This is a genomic window from Thermogemmatispora tikiterensis (genome assembly GCF_003268475.1).
Taxonomy (GTDB): Bacteria; Chloroflexota; Ktedonobacteria; order Ktedonobacterales; family Ktedonobacteraceae; genus Thermogemmatispora; species Thermogemmatispora tikiterensis.
In genome coordinates this window covers 163,683-181,036 of the sequence record NZ_MCIF01000002.1, presented here as the reverse complement: position 1 = coordinate 181,036, position 17,354 = coordinate 163,683, and the positions used below count along the sequence as shown (strand labels likewise).

Below are 17,354 nucleotides of genomic sequence, written 5' to 3'. Positions count from 1 at the left end.
GGCAAGCTGCTCAACGGCTGCCAGAAGATGACTGGCTCTACTACGTGGATGGCGAGCTGGTGACCGCATTTGGGCTGCAGCGGGCGCAGGAGCGCTGGGGGCGTGAGCCCGATCGCTTCCTGATGGCGATGCAGCAGGTGGGACTGCTGGTGGACAGCTCCTTCCCGCCACAGGAGCCGGGAGAGCGCCCGACCAGTGAGGGCAGCAACGCGGCTGCCAGTCGGCTGCGCCGGGCGGCGCTGGCGCTGCTGGATCAGGCACTGGGCCTGCGGCTGCCGCGCGCGGTGATGGCTGGGCCCCTCCTGACCATCCCGCTCTCGACGTGGCACTGGGTCAGCGCTTTTCTTGGCGAGATCAATCTCGCGCTATGGTGTGTGCGGGAGCAAACGCCCGAGCAGCTGCTGAGCGCGTTGGGTCTTGATCCAGCGACGGCGCGGCTGGCGCCGCTCACCATGATCGATGGGGAAACCGTCCGCGCCGGACGCGTCGGGGCCTGGGCCTTTGCCCTCGACTTCAGCCTGATGGTCGGCTGGGACCCGTTGTGGGGCTGGGATCAGACGGCCCAGGCGCTCTCGATGGGAACGGAGGTGGCTCTGTTCCAGACCAATCCCAAGGTCACCAGCCTGGCCTACTTTGCAGATGGGGAAAAAGTGTGTGAATTCGAGCCGCTCTCCTCCTGCTGGCGCTCCGGCAGCGAGCCAGACCGCTTGGTGGAGCAGATGCGACAGGTCGGCCTGGCGGTCGATCCTCCCCCCCAGCCGGACGAGAGCGCTGCCCTGGCGGCAACGCTGGCGCTGCTGCGGCAGGGGCTGGGCATCCCACTGCCGCAGCCGTTGCTGGAAAGCCCCCTGCTGACGGCCCCCCCGTCGGCCTGGCAGTGGCCCGAGGAGGAGGAAGCGCTGCTGGTGCTGCTCCTGGTCCGCAGGGCTGATCCCGAGCACCTGCTGCGCCACTGGGTGACCTGGTCCGGTGCTGATCCCGCCAGCGCCCAGGTCCTGACGAGAGACGAGGCGTGGGCGCAGCTGCCGGCCCCGTCGGCGGCCTGGCTGCGGGCCGGACGTGCGGGAGAGTGGGCCGTGCTCCTGGTCAGCCAGCACCCGCCAGCTGACTGGCAGCAGCAGCAGCAATGGCTACAGGAGCTGGCAGCGGAGGCTGAGCTGATCGAGCTGAGCAGGCCTTTACACGCGGTCTCTGCTTCGATCAGCTGGCTTACGCTGTCAACGGTGAGCTGGTGACGGCCTTTGACCCAGTGCATCCAGCGTCTCGTCATGGCCAGGACCCAGACCGTCTGGTGGAGGCGATGCGGCAGGTTGGCCTGCGGGTAACGGTCCCGTCAGAGGAGGAGGCTGAGGCAGAGCGGGACCAGGACGCGCCCACTCCCGAGCTGGCGGCGCTCGAGTTGCTGACTCGGGCGCTCGGCATCCAACTCCCTGCCGCAGTGGTCGAAGGTCCTCTGCTGACGGTCCGCGTGCCGCCTGCGCAGGGTTGAGCGAACAGACCAGTGCGGCGAGCAGGCAGGAGCATGGCTCTGGAAAGCTGCCAGCCTGAAGGACCCCAAGGAGCTAGTGCGTCAGCGAGAGCGGGGGGGTTGCCGACGGGCCAGCCTGAGGCAGGGGTCAGGCCAGGAGCTGAGCAGAGGACGGGAAGGAGGAAGATGAGCAGGGACGCCACGAACTCGTTGCTAGAAGATGGCTGCTCAGCCCCTGGCTGCAGGAGAAGGGAAGATGGTTAGCAATACGAGAGGTCCTCCCAGGGGTGGTGATGGTACCTGTCAGATGAGCGCCAGGGAAGGGAGTCGGCTCGCTGTCCGGCTCAGCGAAAGCAGGCACACTCACGACGGTGTGTCGCATCACCGCCTGTCATCAGGCCTGACTGGGAGCGGCTGGAAAGATTACGCCGAAAGAGAGGGGCTGCCGCCGAGAAGAGCTGTTTTCGCCGAGTGCCCTTTTCCCAGAGGAACAGCAGGGTCAGATCCTGGCTGCAGGGTCTCCGGGAGAGGAGTCTGAGCACCTCAGCATTGCCGCTTGACCCAGCGAGTGAGATCAGTATACTGTAACATGAGTTGCTCTTGACGAGCAGCAGCCAGGCACCAGCTTGTCTGGCAACGGATGAGGCCTTCCAGAACTCGTCAAGACCTGTCCATCCAGGAGCCAGGGTGGAGGCATTGATTCCAAAGAGCGTTTTCAACGCGTAGGGCTTGAAAATAACCTGGATCGTCGTAAACGCTGCTTTTTATAGGTCATGACGCTGGATTCGACGATCGGCCCGTAGAGGAACAAGGGTGGAGGGCTGAAGCTTCGTCCTGAACGGGTCACAATCTGTTCAAGGGCAGACCGTCCGTGACTCTGGTGAAAGACAAGACCTGGCACACCATTGGGCGAAACCTGAAGCTTCACTTCTTCCCCGCCACCATATAGAGCAACCCTCACACACTCCACATCGTTTTTAAGCGCCTCTGGAGGCGGCAGAATAGTCGGTCGAATTGGATACATGCGATCCCTCCCAAATAAGACAATGTTCTTTATTCCTATTCTCGCGTTTGTCTACAAAGCTGGTAATAGTGAGCGTAGAGTACAGCGTTATCGCCTGCTTATTGTTGCCTTCTTGCAGTGTTGTAGGGATTTGGGAGAATAGGTGTTGAGGGTGCGGAGGACTTTCTTTCGTGCACAGATCGTGGTTTATCAAAAAGGAGAGGACATTCCCTCACTTAGAAACTCTTCTCCACACGGCTTTTTCTGAGTTAGGAAATGCCCTCTCTTACTTAACAAGATCCTCACGCGGACTGGCACCTCCGCAACCACAGTGCCGGAGCAGGAGATACTGAGGGTGCTGAAGGCAGCGAACCAGGATTCCACCTGGTTCACTGATCACGATCGCTCTATTCCGTTCTGAGCAATGCCGACAATCACCATGTGGCTTTCGGGATATGATCCCTAATCCTGCCTGAGAGCACCACTGGCTCAACTGGAGGCCAAGAAGGCTCTTTCCAAGGTGTTCTGATCGAGCAGCCTCACGCCCTCCAGGTGGGAAAGCGCTTCGTGGGAAAGCGCTTCCCATCAGTGCTCTTCCGCGACTTCAGGAGCCTTTCAGTGGCCTGCGATGTTCCGGACCGAAGGATAGAGCGATGGCGGTGATCTCGGGCCACTGGTGGTCAGGGATAACGCGAGGAGCCTGGCGGCGCTCGGTTTCTCTGGGGGTCCTGGTTGTATCTCCGCTCGCGAGGGTGCAGCGAGCAGAGTTCCCTCGAGACCTGTGTGGGGAGGCACATCCGCATCGGCAAGGTGATTGACCGAGCCAGCCACGCGGGGGACACGGCCCGGTCCTGCCTGCACTATTCTACTGATCGACGCTTGACAGACTAGCTCTCTACAAGGAGCCAGTCGGCCAGATGCTGCAGATGGTGTCTCATCAACTCACCTGCTTGATGCTCCTCCCGATTGAGAATGGCCTGTCCGATCATCTTCAAATCGCGATTCACGGTTTGGCGCAGACTCTGGTCGCCGATGAAGCGATTCAGTTCCTGGATAAGCGGAGTACGCATGGCCTGGACGGCGAGCTTGAAGACCGCGTTATGTGCCATCTCAGCAATAGACAGATGCACATCGGCTACAGCAGTCAGATAGCGAGCCGGCAGATATGCCCCCTGCTCCAACTGCTGGAGCAGCTCTGAGAGGTCGCTCAACTCCAGCTCACTGGCGTGTACAGCAGCTAGTTCAGCAGCACGTGGCTCGATGGTCAGGCAGGCATCAAGCAGCTGCTGGGGTTGCATATTACCCGGCTGGAAACTCAAGGTGGTGGCCTCGTTGGCCTCCTCAAAGCTGGGGGGAGCAACAAAGGTGCCACCGTTGTAGCCACGTCGTACGACCAGCAGCCCTGCCAGCTCCAGGACTTTCAGGGCCTCGCGCACCGCTGAGCGACCAACGTTGAATTGCTGGGCCAGTTCAAACTCGTTGGGCAGCTTCTGACCCGGGGCTAACGTCCCGTTATAAATGGCCTTTCGAATGCTGGCCTCTACAATCTCAAAGTTGCGCTTTGGCACTGCGATTGGCTCAAAAAGCGGTTCCTTCTCTTCTGTGGTAGCCATATGTTCCTTCCTAGGCCCTTGACAAGGCGATACTTTCTCCCTATACTTTCTATTGTCTGACGATAGGACATTACCCTCTACACCTTATTGTACAACAAGAGGAGGTGGGACTGCACACAGAGGCTAGATTCTTTAATATAGAGATTTCCTTTTACCCTCTAACCTCTGATGAAAGCTCAACAGGTCTCTGTGCATGGCGCACTGACGCTGGCAACGGATAACCAGATCCTCTGTACTGACTGAAGAGCAGAGGAGCACGAGGGAAGCATTGGCCCCAAGATCTCCTTATGCCGTTGTCCCGGCTATGTAGAAGGAGTAAGTCCGATGAAATGCAGATTGCCCCTCCACGCTGGTCATCAAGCTAAAAGAAGCGGTTTGCTCTTCCGAGTCGACCTGGCTGTTAGGACATACGGTTGCCTTATCATCCGTTCTGGTCGTGCTGCCGGCAAGCGAGCCCTGAATCCTTTCCTGGCTGGCTTCACGCCAGCAGAATCGCCCTGCAGAAGCGCCCTTAGTCTCTCCTAGCGCCTGCCGCGTCTGCTGGTCGGGGCCCCTGTTCTGGCTACCCCGCTAGCAGACTGTGCTTCTGCCCACTGTTCTTGTAGTTAGTGTCCGTTACAACTGCTATTTGCTTCTTCAGGATGGCCGATGGCCAGGAGGGCAGACCTAGATGTATACCGTTGACATCGATGTTGGCGGAACCCTGACTGATGGCCTCTTCAGCGACGGACGCAAAGCCATTCCTGTCAAGGTGGATACCACGCCGCACGATCTGACCGTCTGTTTCCAGGACTGTCTGACAGCCGGTGCTCACGAACTTGGCTTTAGCGATCTCAGAGAATTTCTGCAGCAGGTGCACCTGATCCGCTGGTCCACCACGATCACCTCCAACGTGCTGGCACAGCGCAGCGGTCCTAGATTGGGTTTACTGGTCAGCCAGGGCCATGAACGCGACCTTTACGCACCTCAGGGCAGCAACCCCGCGCTGGGCAGCTTGGTTGCTCCTGAGAACGTCATCGGTCTGACATGTCCCATTGACCCTCAGGAGGTTCTGCTCGCAGTCAAAACCCTGTTGACCAACGGGGTGCGTCGCATTTGCATTAGCCTGGAAGGGGCCTATCTTGATCCTTCGCATGAATTGGCCGCCAAGCGCGCTATCGAAGCCCAATACCCCGATCATTTCCTTGGGACTGTTCCAGTGCTCCTCGGGAGTGAACTCAGCCACTACCCCGATGCCGAGACCCGCACCACTCAAAGTTTGCTCAATGCTTACCTGCACGGGCCACTCGCCAGCGCACTCTATAAGGCGGAGGACGATCTGCGCGAGGCTGGCTATGAGCGCCCACTCCTGATCGGCCATGCCAACGGCGGTGTAGCGCGAGTCTCCAAGACCAAAGCCATCGACACGCTGGAAGCCGGCCCGACCATGGGGCTCTTCGCTGCAGCCCACTTCGCGCGTACCTATGGCCTGGCGCATGTGATCACCCTGGACGTCGGCGGGACGACGGCGAAGGTAGGAGTTATCCAGGAAGGGCGCCTCGTGATGACAAGCGAAGCCGATCTGTTTGGCGTGCCAGTGAAGGCACCAACGGTGCTGCTGCAATCCATCGCTCTCGGTGGCGGCAGCGTTGCCAGCGTTGAGGCCGCCAGCGGTCAGCTACGCCTGGGGCCCGAGAGCATGGGGGCTTATCCCGGACCCGCCTGCTATGATCTGGGCGGTACTGAGGCAACGCTGACTGACTCCCTACTCACACTCGGCTGGCTGCCAGCTGACTATTTCCTCGGTGGAAAACGGAAACTAAACCCTCAGCGCGCGCATGAGGCGATCACCGCACGTATCGCCGAGCCACTGGGCAAGAGTATTGAGCAGGCTGCACTCGAGATCGCCAATAGGGCTTTTCAGCTGGTGGCCACCACTATTCGTGAGGTGCTGGCGCGCATGGGCTGGTGGCCTGAGGACTCTACTCTCTTCGCCTTTGGTGGCAATGGGCCGATCTTTGCCTGCAGCGTGGCCGAGCGCGCCGGCATAGCGCGCGCACTGGTTTTCGATCTGAGCGCCGTCTTCAGCGCCTTCGGCTCGGCCATAGCGGATGTGGTCCACGTCTACGAACATGGCCTCAACCTCTCCCTGGCTGCTGACGAGGACCGGCATCTCGTTTGTGAGGTGATTGAACGGATGCGTCGGGAGGCCCTGCACGATATGAGAGGTGAGGGGTTTGCTCCAGAGCGCGTACGACTGCAGCTAGAGGCTGAGATCAGCGACCCTCAAGGGAAACTCTCCACGGCGGTGCTAGAGCTTGCTCCCACCACCAGTGTGGAACCGGCCGCCTTGCAGGCATGGCAGGGCAAGGTTGTGCTCTTGCGTCTGCGGGCGACAGTGGCAATGCCCCATTATGAAGCTATACGTCGATCTGGCAAAGCTGCTAGCGGCGAGGGAGCTCTGCGGGGACAGCGTCCAGTCAGCTGGGGCAGCGTCTCCGCCATCACTCCCGTCTACTCGTGGGAGGCGCTGCAGCCAGGCGAAGAGATCGCTGGGGGAGCGATCCTGGAGAGCGCCTGGACTACCTACCCGGTCTTACCAGGCTGGTCACTACGCATGGACGAGTACGGTAATGGTCAGCTCCAGAGAAAAGGAGGGTAAGATGGAGCGTCTTCGCATAACTGAATACCTTGACCTCGATCTTGAGGAAGAGCAATGGTATTGTCATCGCTGTGGACGGGCACTCATCTCGGCGCGCGAGAACTACAAAAAGGGCTGTCTTCTCTACGATCGTGATCCGCGCGAGATCCATCGTCCGCTGCTGGAGGGAACCTATACGTTTTCTCCTGATCCCTCCTGGATTCGTATTATTGAGTTCTACTGCCCCTCTTGCGGCACCCAGATTGAAACCGAATACCTGCCGCCTGGCCATCCTATCACCTACGATATCGAGCTGGACCTGGATAGCCTGAAAGAGCGGCTTGCCCGTGGCGAATACGCCATCGTCGACTCGCGCCTGGTCCTGGCGGGCAACACCGGGTCCAGTGATGGTGTCCACGGCAAGAAGGAGGAGAAACCATGAGCGCCAGCGCCATGAACTCTATCGATATCGACGTCGGCGGTACCTTCACCGATATGGTCCTGAATGTTGATGGGCGCATCGTTCAAGCCAAAGTACCAACCACTCCTTACGACCTCTCGCTCTGTTTTCTGAACGTCATTGAGGTCGGAGCCCAGGAACTGGGATGGAGCCTGGAGGAGTTACTGAGCCGCGTCGGCATGGTACGTTACTCAACGACCATCGCCATGAATCGCCTGATCGAGCGTAAGGGGCCGCGTCTAGCCCTGCTGACTACCGAGGGCCATGAAGATGCTATTCTGATCGGGCGTGGCGCACAATGGATCGATGGCAAGCGCTTGCACGAGCGACGCAATCTGGCTGCTCAACAGAAGCCTCAGCCGCTCATCCCACGCCGCATGATCGCTGGTATCAAAGAGCGTATCGATGGACGCGGCCAGGTCGTCCGCCCACTGGATGAGGAAGACGCACGCGAGAAGATCCACCGCCTCATCGATCGAGGCGCGCGAGGCTTCGTCATCTCACTCCTGTGGGCCTTCTTGAACCCGGTTCACGAGCGACGGCTCAAGGAGATCATTCGCGAGGAGTACAAGGAGTACCACATCGGCTACCTGCCTGTGGTACTCTCCAGCGATGTCCTGGGGAAGCTGGGCGAATACCAGCGCACCATGACCGCCGTGCTGGATGCCTATCTGCACCGCTCCCTGCAGATCGAGCTCTCGGCGATGTGGGATCGGCTGCGTGAGCATGGCTATAGGGGTTCATTTATGATGGTCCAGAACTCCGGAGGCGTCACCGAGATTTATAAGGCCTCGGCCAGCCGCACCTACAACGGGGGACCGGTAGCTGGTCTGATTGGGGCACGCGATATTGCCAGGCAGCTCGGCTATACCAATGTGGTGGCGAGCGATGTGGGGGGAACCAGCTTTGATATCGGCCTGGTGGTCTCCGCCGACGTGCGTAATTACGAGTTCAATCCCGTCATCGATCGCTGGATGGTCGGCCTGACGATGATCCAGTCGCTCTCGATTGGCGCTGGAGGCGGCTCGATTGCCCGCATTAACCGTGAGTTGGGCAACCGCATTGAGGTAGGTCCACAGAGTGCCGGTTCCTATCCAGGGCCAGCCTGTTACAACCAGGGTGGTAGTGAGCCGACTGTCACCGATGCCGATCTGATGTTGGGCTATCTCAATCCTGACTATTACTTTGGCGGACGCATGAAACTGAACAAGAGTGCGGCTGAGCGCGCCCTGCGCAAGCTGGCCAGGCCACTGCACATGGATGAGACCGAAGTTGCCGCTCTCATCCGCCGCATTGTTGACGAGAACATGGCCTCCGCCATCCGTAAAGAGGTTGTGCTACGCGGCTACCGGCCCGAGGAGTTTGTGCTCTTCGCCTTTGGAGGAGGCGGTCCTACGCATGCCGCTGGCTATCATGGCGATATTCCGCAAATCGTCATTTTCCCCTACTCGCCGGTCTTCTGCGCGCTGGGTTCCTCTATCATGGATATCATTCACGTCTATGAGGCCTCACACCGTTTCACGGTGATCGAACCTTTCACCGGCAAGGCGGTCATCGACCGTGAGGCTTTTAACAACGTCGTACGTAGGCTCAAAGAGCAGGCCGAGCAGGAGCTACGTGCCGAGGGGCTGAACCCCGAGGAGGCTCTCTACACGTTGGAGCTGGATATGCTCTACGGAGGCCTGATCCAACCCAAACGTACTGCGACGCCTGGCCTCTTTTTGAACAGCGAAGAAGACGTCTGGGCCTTGTATCGGCGTTTCGAGCAGGAGTTCAGCGAGGCTTTCAGTCCTCTGATCGTCAATCTCCCTGGCGGCGTCTACATTGAGACTTTCATCCTCAAGGCCATCGTACCCAGCCACAAAGTCGAGCTGGTCGCCCATGCGCTCCACGGACCCAGTCCCGAAGAGGCGCGCAAGGGCAGTCGCCCTGCTTACTGGCCGCAGATCAGCGCCTGGGTGGATACACCGGTCTACGAACAGGGCCGCTTACTGCCAGGTAACGAAGTGCATGGTCCGGCAATTCTTGAATCCGAGTACACCACCGTCGTTATTCCACCAGAGATGGTCTATCGGGTCAATACCTATGGACTCGGCATCATGAGCCATAAGAAAGGAGAAGCAATCTATGCCGATTCCCACATCAGAAGAGAAGCTGAGGTGGATTAAGGTTACGCCTCCAACAGCAGAGGAACTGGAAGCAGTGGCCCAGCTCTCGCCAGGTGACTATGAAATCGGCTTTCAGCGCACCAACGATATCCTCGACGAGGCGCTTGAGGTTTTCCAGCGTTCCTGTCGCAGTTCGATGGGTATCGCAGGCGACGTGATGGTTGCGATCTTCACGGCCCAGGGGGATCTGGTGAATGGCGCTGCCGGCACCTACCTGCACGCCATTATCCAGCCAATTATCATTAAGTATATCCTCACCTACTATAGACAGAATCCAGGAATCCATGACGGCGATATCTGGATCGCCAATGATGCTCTCTACGGGGGCATTCATAATCCCGATTACGTGGCCCTCGTGCCTGTCTTTTACAAGGGACAGCTCATCGCCTGGTGCGGAGCTGCCAATCATACGACGGAGACCGGTGCCGTTGAACCGGGTGGTATGCCCATCACTGCACCGGCACGCTTCTCAGAGGGCATGAATCTGCCCCCAATGAAGGTAGGTGAACACGGCCAATTGCGTGAGGACTTGCTGGAGCTGTTCTACGCCTACGGAATCCGGGCCCCCCAGATGGTGGTAACCGACCTCAAGGCGCGCAGCACCGCGGCGGACCGCGCGCGCATGCGCGTCTTGGAGCTGGCGGAGAAAGAAGGTCCAGCTTTCGTCATCGGGTTATTACGCAAGATGCTGATGGTCGCCGAAGAGGGAGCACGCCGGCGGATTGCCTCCTGGCCCGATGGTAAGTTCCGCTGTGTGGCCTTCGCTGACACTATCGGCGGCATGGGTTCAGGTCTGATACGCTCCGCTTCGCTGACGATTCACAAACAGGGCGATCACCTGTTGCTCGATTTCAGTGGTACCTCCCCTGAGAATCCTTCATCCTACAATGCACATGTCCAGGCGGCAGTCGGGCATCTGGCGAATTTCCTTTATTCCTACATTTTCCATGATCTGCCAATCAGCAGCGCTACCTTCGCCCCCATCGATTTCTACTTTCCACCCGGCTGCGTGCTGAACCCGGACCCCCGCGCGGCAACCTCTTGCTCCGTGATGATCTGTACAGGCATTATGAGCTCTGCCGCGGTGGCATTCTCCAAGATGATCTTTGGCACCCAGGAATGGCGCCAGGCGGTGGCCTCCTCTGCAAACGGTGGCAACGCAATGGTGCTGGCGGGCCTCAGTCAGTGGGGGCTGCCTTTCGCCGACATGCTGGCCTACTCGCTCAACACTGAGGGCCAGGGCGGACGCGCCACCGCCCCTGGCATGGATGCGTCGCATTTCGCCTGGTGCCCCTTCGGGCGTTCTCCCGACGTCGAATTGATGGAGAACGAGTTCCCGATGCTGGTGCCTATCTCGCAGCACTGGCAGGACTCCTGCGGGCATGGTGCCCACCGCGGCGGCTGCGGCACGGTCCAGATCTGGGTAGCCTATCAGGCGCCGACGGTTTTCTTCACCACCATTGCTGATAACAGCAAGGTCCAGACATCACAGCCACTCTTTGGCGGCTATGCTCCACCAACAGTGCCAGGCATCAGCATCCGGAGAGCTGACCTTCTCCAGCGAATGCGCGATGGAGATCGCACATTGAAGCTGAACTTCTCGGCTCTGATCGATCGCCAGGCAATCGGCGGAGAATGGAGCAACGAACCCTTCCTCCGCTCGGTACGTCCATACAATGAGGGAGACGTCATTACCTTCGGCTTCGCCACTGGTGGCGCGGGCTATGGAGATCCGCTAGAGGCCGATCCATACCAGGTTGTTCAGGATGTGGAGGCTGAGATCATCTCGGAGTGGAGCGCTCGCAACATCTACAAGGTCGCCTATGACCCCGAGACGATGCGCGTCAATCTCGCCGAAACCGAGGCGTTGCGCGCCTCCGAGCGTCAGGCCCGCCTGGCACGTGGCCGCCCCTGGGACGAGTTCCACGCCAGCTGGTCGCGGCAGAAACCTCCCGAGGAGGCGCTTACCTGGTTCGGCTCCTGGCCAGAGGGTCGACCACTGGCCCCCGTCCTGCGCCCGTGAGCGCCGGTTGCGGATGTGCGGCTTATCCGCTCGCTATATCTGTGTCCGGGCACTCGCCGAATGGCCAGTGCCCGGCGCAGGCGGACAAGCTGGCATAACGGCGGGACGCTGCGGCCGGTGGAGCACGCCGGGTATGGCCCATATAACCACCCATGTTGCTCAGTGCAGGTGAGTAGTTAGAATCATGCAAGCAAGTGCTGCACCACAATCGATTATCAAAGCTCTCATTCAGGGCAGGCCTCCAGCCCGGCGGCTGTTTGTACCGCTCATCTTTCGACTGGCCGCCTATCTGGAGCAGCTGCCCTTGTCCACCTTCCTAGTCAATCCAACCAAGATAGCCAATAGCCTGGTCGCGCTCCATCGGCGTCTCCAGACGGATGGCATTACCTGCTACTTTGACCCGCTACTGCTAGTGGAGGCACTCGGCTGCCGCTTGCGATGGCAGGCTGACACGGCTACCTATGAGCGACCAACGCGGTCTGTCGGGAATGCCCTGCTGCATTTGCCCCCCGAAGAGATTACGCAGCGCGGACGCGTGCCTGTTGCTCTGGAGGTCGTGCGCCGTGTCCAGGGCACTGTGGGGGCAGGACCAGTGCTGCTGATCGGTCTGCCTGCTCCTCTCCGTAGTGCACAGCAGATCTTTGGCCCAGAGATCATCGCTGCGCTGGCGGCAGCTGAAGATGAAGCGCTGGAGAGCTTTGAGGCACTGGTCGCCATCACCCTGGCTCTCGCGCGCGCCTGCTGCCTGGCTGGTGCACACCTGCTCTATTTCGACGAAGTGGCCGTACCGGCTAACTTCCTAGGAGCATGGGAGGCCGCGTTAGAGGCACTATGGAAAACGGTACGCTTTCACGGAGCGCTGCCGCTGCTGTCGGTCCCCCAGCCGCTACCGCTGACAAGCCGGGCCGATGAGGCCCCATTGCTCAGCCTGCGGCCTGACTTCCTCGAGCAAGCCCCGCCACCTGCCAGCGTCTTCGCTCTGGCGCTCCCGCCGTCGGGCGCCATGCCTGCAGCAGCATCGCGCTGGTGCCAGGCACTCGGCTGTGTTCTTGTGACAACTGATGGCGAAATGCCCTATGAAGCAGGTATCCAGGGACTGGAGCAGCAGGTGAACCGTATGCGTGCTCTGCTCGCTTCGTAAGTCTGGTTCTTCACCCCGCCACCGGAGGACAGGCATGACTTATCCTCGTTACTACAATGCCCATATCGAAACGATGCCGCTGGAACAGCTCAGGGAGCTGCAGTTGCGCAAGCTGCGCAAGCAGCTTGCGTATAACTATCAACACTCGGCCTTTTATCGGCAGAAATTCAAGGAGGTGGGCGCCCATCCCGAAGATATCCGTACACTGGAGGACCTTGCCAGGCTCCCTTTTACGACGAAAGAGGAACTGCGTGATAGCCAACTGGAACATCCGCCGCTGGGCCATCACGCCGCTGTACCGATGTCGCGGGTGGTACGCATTCACTCTTCTTCTGGCACAACGGGGCGGCCCAGTTATGTTGGTATCACGCACCACGATCGTGATACCTGGGTGGAGACGGTGGCACGCGTTTACTGGTCTGAGGGAGTACGCCCCGACTCGGTGGTGGTGATGGGCTTCGGCATGAGCTTCTTCGTTGGTGGCTTGCCATTGAAGGATGCGATTGAAGAGATCGGCGCCACCTTTGTACCTGTTGGTACAGGCGCCTCTGATCGATTGATCACTTCGATCCAGAATCTGGGAGCGAATCAGTTAACGTGCACGCCCTCCTACGCCATCTACCTGGCCGAATACGTGCGCAACAAATTTCATGTTGAGCCGCGCACACTTGGAATCCGGCGTATTCAGCTCGGCGCTGAACCAGGCGGAGGCGTACCTGCCGTGCGCCAGCATATAGAAGAGGACTGGGGAGCTTTCGTCACCGAAGGCATCGGGAACGCTGACGTCCTGCCAGTCTACGCCGCTGACTGTGATGAGCGCCTCGGTATGCATTTTCTGGCCCCCGATTTTGCCATTCTCGAAGTCATCGATCCTGAGAGCGGGGTCTCACTGCCGCTGGACCAGTCACAGGTTGAGGGCGAGCTTGTTTTCACCCATATTGATCGCGAGTGCTGTCCACTGGTGCGCTTTCGGACACGTGATCGCGTCATTGTCTGGACGGATCCCTGTCCTTGTGGCCGCACAGGCCCGCGTCTACGCTGCGTTGGGCGCACTGACGATCTCCTTATCCTGCGCGGCGTGAACGTCTGGCCCTCGGCGATCAAAGACGTCCTGATGGGTATGCGTCCGCGTACTACCGGTGAGGTCCAGATTCTGCTCAAACAGCCAGGACCCCGCGTTGATCCGCCGCTCCATCTGAGGGTCGAGTACGGCTCGGATGTAGAGGATCTAGCGGCATTGAAACGAGAGATTGAGGAGACCCTGCGGGAGAAGCTTATCTTCACGGCAGAGGTTGAACTCGTGCCACCAGGTACGCTGCCTCGCTTTGAGATGAAAGCCCAGTTGATTCGTAAACTCTACGAGCAGGGGCGCTAGAGAGGAGCAATTGCCGTCATGGTGCGCTTCGAGACTGTCTATATTCCCTATGGTGGCTACTGGTCGACACCCTTTGTTCGCTGGCAAGGGGCGTTTGCTCACCTGCACCCGCTCCGTTTCGCAGCGGAGGTCGCTCAGCGAGCGCTGCGTGAGCGGGCTATTCCTGTCGAACAGCTGGACTCGTTGTTTCTCGGGATGACAGTGATTGCCCGGCATAGCTTCTACGGGGCGCCCTGGTTGGCCGGCATGATTGGGGCGCCGGCGGTGAGTGGGCCGACCATCAATCAGGCCTGTGCCACCTCGGCGCGCTTGCTGGCCAGCGCTGCCAGCGAGATTGAGGCCGACACTGCCAGCAAGCGCTGCATTCTGGCCATCGCCTGCGATCGCACCAGCAACGGCCCGCATCTCTACTATCCCGATCCATCGGCCCCGGGCGGCAGGGGCGAGAGCGAAGATTGGGTCTGGGATAACTTCAACTACGATCCCTACGCAGGCAACGCCATGATTGAGACGGCGGAGCATGTCGCGGCAGAGGCAAATATCAGTCGAGAGGAGCAGGACACCCTCACTGTGCTGCGCTACCAGCAGTATCAGGAGGCACTCAAAGACGGTGCAGCTTTTCATCAGCGCTTCATGGTGACCCCACTGGAGGTCAGGGACGCCACAGGGCGCAAAATCGTGGCCACAGTGGTCGACGATGAGGGCATCTATCCCACGACGTCCGAGAGCTTGGCGAGATTGCATCCGGTGCTGGAGCCGGGGACAGTTACGCCCGGCACCCAGACCCATCCTGCTGATGGCAATTGTGGCATGGTGCTGACCTCACGAGAGCGGGCCAGGGAGCTGAGCCGCGATCAGGCCATCGAAATCCAATTGCTAGCCTTTGGCCAGGCCCGGGCAAGAAAGGGCTTTATGCCGCAGGCGACCGTTCTGGCCGCCCGGCAGGCGCTGGCGGCAGCGGAGGTGAGCCTGCGAGAGCTGCGCGCTGTCAAGACCCATAATCCTTTTGCTGTCAATGATATCTACTTTGCGCGTGAGCTGGACCTTGCTCTGGAGAGCTTCAATCATTACGGCTCCCCGCTGATCTTTGGCCATCCGCAGGGGCCGACTGGGCTGCGCCAGATCATTGAGCTTATCGAGGAACTGGTCCTGCTCGGGGGCGGCTATGGCCTCTTCAGCGGCTGCGCTGCTGGCGATACAGGAGCAGCCATAGTTGTGCGCGTCGATCTCCATTGAGGACCAGGTATCTCGAGATAGTAGTCTGGCACTGCCCCATCGAGGAGCAACGCCGGGATGAGCCACTCAGCTCACTCTCCAGCACCGGGCACTCGATCATCAGGTGATATAGCAGATGATTGCAGTCATCGCAGCCTGATTCTCTGAAAGTCAGCTTTATGACCAGTCAGTCTATCAGACTGGCTCTCTCGCCCATCCATCCAGCCACTGGAGCAGCTCTTGAGATGTTTGAAAGGGTCTGTCCAGGAGAGAGAGAACGGTGGGCATGGAGAGACCGGAGAAAGTCGGCATCTCGCCATTATTGCCCAATGAGTGGCGTGCGTTGGACCAAATCGCCCCTGGGGCAGTGAGCTGCAGGACTCAGTTCTCAGGCATCGGTCTCTCGTCCCTTGCTGGGTCTGGGAGAGGAGAGGTTTCCAGCCTTGCCTCTCCTCTCTCGTTGCTAGATGACCCGCTCCCTCGCAGCTTCGTCTGCAGCTTCCCGCGCGCGGCATAGCAGGCGATTGGCCTACCAGGGTGAAGATGCTGCGGTGGCCTCGTCGGTCATAGCTGCTCTCGCTCCAAGTTTACTCGATGAGAGATCGATCCATAAGTGTATTTCGCGCCAAAATCAATTGCAGATGATCTGGCCCCCTGTTGACCAGCCTGCTGGCTCGGTGACTGCCCTTGGCCAGCTCCTTGCTGGAAGTTCCTGACCGGCCAGAGGTGCGATATACTTATAGCGAATTTTACGTATTTATATATCAATTATATGAAATAACAGGAAAAGACAATACTGAAAAGCAATTTATGAGTGAGGTTGCCCATGATGACATGTGTACTATTGCCCCGCCGTCTCTGCTCTGCGAGCTGGTTTTTGGGGTCTGGCTGGCGCGTCCCTCGGTCTACTACCGGCCCCCCCTGAGCTTGCAGGCGGCATGGCAGGGGGGCGGCAAGGAGGAGGCAAAGGGGTGTCCCCTTCCTTCCTCCAGCCCCTTGCTTTTGGGGAGGTTAGATACGTGGAGGGCTGAGGGGCAGGAGGACTGAGTACGTGGTGGTGCTCCTGGTGCTGGCTTATACTGATGGGAGGCTGGCTATCCGGTCCTGATATATCAGGGGCTGAGCTGTGATGGAGGGTAGGTCAAAGGTGCCGTGGAAAGGTGTATTTGAGGGGCTGATTCGAAACTCGCCGGAGGGGTGAGCCAAAGGGGGTCGGAAATCTGGTCGGAGGGGCGCTGAAGTGCCGTTTTTGCCGTTTAGGCGATGAAGAGGTGGCAGGGGGATCGATCCAGGCGAGAGCGCATCCCCGCCCCCTTGACGAGTCATCTCCTCCTATCCGTACGGGCGCGATTTATCGCACTCCTACAGCTATACAAGTACTGCCTGCGCCAGACCGCTCACGATGAATCCAGAGACACCTCTGCAAAAGATCATCAATAGATATCTTCAGCTCTTTTAGCCATCACATAGGCGGTTACATGAACTATTGCCATCATGGCCAGATCTACCGACATTGCGATCATAAAGGCTCCAGAACCTATCAGATGACCGTTGAAGGCTACAAAAAAGGCGAAGAGAACAACCACCCCAATGACATCAGACAGGCAGACGCCTGTGGCATACTCGTTCTGCTTCTCCTTGATCTGCGCCCTCCGCTGGAGCCAAGATAATCTTTCGCTCATCTGCTGGCTTTGCGAGGATGAAGCCACATCGGCCTGATCAGGTGGAGGATGTCTCTCAGACATATCGCCCTGAGCAGGGCTATTGAGTTGAGGTTGCCAGTCGTCCTCACTCATGATGTCATCTCCTGCGGTGCCCGGAGAAAAAGCACGCACTCCGCTCTTGCTGCACGCAGAAAGCAATCCATGAAACAGCGTCACACCTGTACCCGTGGATACACAAAGACACAGGCCGGCACCATCCTTAGCCACGACAGCGCCCCGACACTTTGCTGTTCTCTCACGTTAGGCACTTCTATCCTACCACTTCCATTGTATAGTGATTCATTACATCCAGTCAATCTTTCAGCAAGCTCTTGTCGAATCCTCCCGGCCAGACCAGACCAGATGCCAGCAGCTGGCAGGCCAGGCCTTCCCCTCCAGGAGCCAGCCAGATCAACAGCAGCTCCAGCAACATAATGACAGCGCCAGCGATAACTCCCCGAATCTACCTCAGATCAGCGATCATACCACACGTTCACAGGTGCAAGCTGAGTACCTGATCCTCTTCACATGGTCGACGGCAGGGTCGGGGATAACCGGGGGCGGC

The 17,354-nt window shown here is 59.1% G+C and carries 12 protein-coding genes; 10 read left to right on the top strand and 2 right to left on the bottom strand.

The window, feature by feature from the left end; translation table 11 throughout:
• Together A4R35_RS00775 and A4R35_RS00770 are read left to right on the top strand one after the other, a co-directional pair.
• On the top strand, positions 1–1,235 hold a 1,235-nt coding region (locus A4R35_RS00775), incomplete at its 5' end, for a DUF6461 domain-containing protein (protein WP_223258127.1).
• Positions 1,232–1,489 (top strand): DUF6461 domain-containing protein, encoded by a 258-nt coding sequence (locus A4R35_RS00770; protein ID WP_146747060.1) that lies wholly within the window; start codon positions 1,232–1,234, stop codon positions 1,487–1,489. The genes A4R35_RS00775 and A4R35_RS00770, both read left to right, overlap by 4 nt.
• A 1,869-nt stretch (positions 1,490–3,358) precedes the next feature.
• Here the strand turns inward: A4R35_RS00770 and A4R35_RS00765 are convergent.
• Complete coding sequence (locus A4R35_RS00765) at positions 3,359–4,084, bottom strand: FadR/GntR family transcriptional regulator (RefSeq protein WP_112425609.1); 726 nt, start codon at positions 4,082–4,084, stop codon at positions 3,359–3,361.
• Positions 4,085–4,754: 670 nt separating this feature from the next.
• Here A4R35_RS00765 and A4R35_RS00760 point away from each other — a divergent pair.
• The 8 genes from A4R35_RS00760 to A4R35_RS00725 all read left to right on the top strand — a co-directional run bounded on the left by A4R35_RS00760 (position 4,755) and on the right by A4R35_RS00725 (position 16,133).
• Positions 4,755–6,725: a hydantoinase/oxoprolinase family protein gene (locus A4R35_RS00760; protein WP_112425607.1), complete on the top strand. Its 1,971-nt coding sequence runs from the start codon at positions 4,755–4,757 to the stop codon at positions 6,723–6,725.
• Between the two features lies 1 nt (position 6,726).
• Entirely contained in the window at positions 6,727–7,146 is a 420-nt protein-coding gene (locus A4R35_RS00755) for an acetone carboxylase subunit gamma (protein WP_112425605.1), read from the top strand.
• Positions 7,143–9,332, top strand: a complete 2,190-nt coding sequence (locus A4R35_RS00750; protein ID WP_112425603.1) for a hydantoinase/oxoprolinase family protein — start codon at positions 7,143–7,145, stop codon at positions 9,330–9,332. Before A4R35_RS00755 ends, A4R35_RS00750 begins: the two co-directional genes overlap by 4 nt.
• A complete protein-coding gene (locus tag A4R35_RS00745) occupies positions 9,292–11,355 on the top strand; it encodes a hydantoinase B/oxoprolinase family protein (RefSeq protein ID WP_112425601.1) in 2,064 nt (687 codons plus the stop codon). The genes A4R35_RS00750 and A4R35_RS00745 overlap by 41 nt, the downstream gene beginning before the upstream one ends.
• Positions 11,356–11,539: 184 nt before the next feature.
• Positions 11,540–12,496: a uroporphyrinogen decarboxylase family protein gene (locus A4R35_RS00740; protein WP_112425599.1), complete on the top strand. Its 957-nt coding sequence runs from the start codon at positions 11,540–11,542 to the stop codon at positions 12,494–12,496.
• A 34-nt stretch (positions 12,497–12,530) separates the two neighbouring features.
• Positions 12,531–13,871 carry a phenylacetate--CoA ligase family protein gene (locus tag A4R35_RS00735; protein WP_112425597.1) on the top strand — a complete coding sequence of 447 codons (1,341 nt, stop codon included), beginning with the start codon at positions 12,531–12,533 and terminating at the stop codon, positions 13,869–13,871.
• A gap of 18 nt (positions 13,872–13,889) precedes the next feature.
• A complete protein-coding gene (locus A4R35_RS00730; RefSeq protein ID WP_112425595.1) occupies positions 13,890–15,107 on the top strand; it encodes a thiolase family protein in 1,218 nt (405 codons plus the stop codon).
• A gap of 789 nt (positions 15,108–15,896) precedes the next feature.
• Entirely contained in the window at positions 15,897–16,133 is a 237-nt protein-coding gene (locus A4R35_RS00725) for a hypothetical protein (protein WP_112425593.1), read from the top strand.
• 386 nt (positions 16,134–16,519) lie between these two features.
• Here the strand turns inward: A4R35_RS00725 and A4R35_RS00720 are convergent, their stop codons facing one another.
• Positions 16,520–16,882, bottom strand: a complete 363-nt coding sequence (locus A4R35_RS00720) for a hypothetical protein (RefSeq protein ID WP_112425591.1) — start codon at positions 16,880–16,882, stop codon at positions 16,520–16,522.
• Between the last annotated feature and the right edge of the window lie 472 nt (positions 16,883–17,354).